At 36.3% G+C, this 411-nt stretch carries 1 protein-coding gene; it reads right to left on the reverse strand.

The genetic code is table 11. From position 1 onward, the window contains the following. Positions 1-96: 96 nt before the first annotated feature. On the reverse strand, positions 97-411 hold a 315-nt coding region (locus J7R10_RS09110; protein WP_208436512.1), incomplete at its 5' end, for a type II toxin-antitoxin system PemK/MazF family toxin.

A 411-nucleotide genomic window follows, 5' to 3' on the forward strand; every position in this document is an offset into this window, starting at 1 on the left:
CGATAAAAACTTAGTAACAACAGAGGAAAAAACTGCCTCTGTTTCATCACATAGAAAAAGAGTCACTGAATATAAATCCGTCCTTAAATTATAATATTATTTTACTATTCCTAAAAATACAGCCAGACAGCGTTCAATTTCTAACATTTTGTCTGCTCGAATGGAACCGAAAGCTGGACTAAATTTTTCACACCTTACCGTCATAATCTTATCAATCATCACTTGCGAAGGCTTTTGTAAACCATTTTTGCTGTCTGGTTGGATAGTAATACGGAGTAATGGCGCCGCAACAAGTGTACTTGTAATTGGTAAAACCGTCATGCTGGTATGTTCACTAAATTGATTAGCTTGAATGATCAATGCGGGTCTTGGTTTACCAAAATCGCCTTGTATAGCTATTGTTACGAGAGA

This window comes from Bartonella vinsonii subsp. berkhoffii ATCC 51672 (assembly GCF_902825225.1).
Taxonomy (GTDB): domain Bacteria; phylum Pseudomonadota; class Alphaproteobacteria; order Rhizobiales; family Rhizobiaceae; genus Bartonella; species Bartonella berkhoffii.